The sequence below is a fragment of the Extibacter sp. GGCC_0201 genome (genome assembly GCF_017566055.1).
GTDB lineage: Bacteria > Bacillota > Clostridia > Lachnospirales > Lachnospiraceae > Extibacter.
This window is the reverse complement of record NZ_JABFCH010000163.1, coordinates 1-224: the sequence shown is the minus strand read 5'-3', so window position 1 is coordinate 224 and position 224 is coordinate 1. Positions and strand designations below refer to the sequence as shown.

Here is a 224-nt window from a genome sequence, read left to right as displayed (position 1 = left end):
CACCGAACGCAATGCCGAATCCAAGCTGTTTCAGAAGCAGAAGAAAAATATTACTTTCTCCCCCACCCATCCAGCTCAGGACAATCATTGTCATCATATAGGAAAACGGATCATTACTGCCGCTTTCCACCTCCAGCAGAGATGCCGTCCCGTCCTTCAGAGCCAGTGCTTTCGAGCGCAGAATCGAAAAAACGGAGGCCGCATCTGTAGAGCCCACAACTGCC

Annotated in this window: 1 pseudogene; it reads right to left on the bottom strand. The window is 50.9% G+C overall.

Features of this window, described 5'->3' with window-relative positions:
* Window positions 1-224, bottom strand: a pseudogene (locus HJV72_RS19115) (potassium/proton antiporter); the annotation flags it as partial.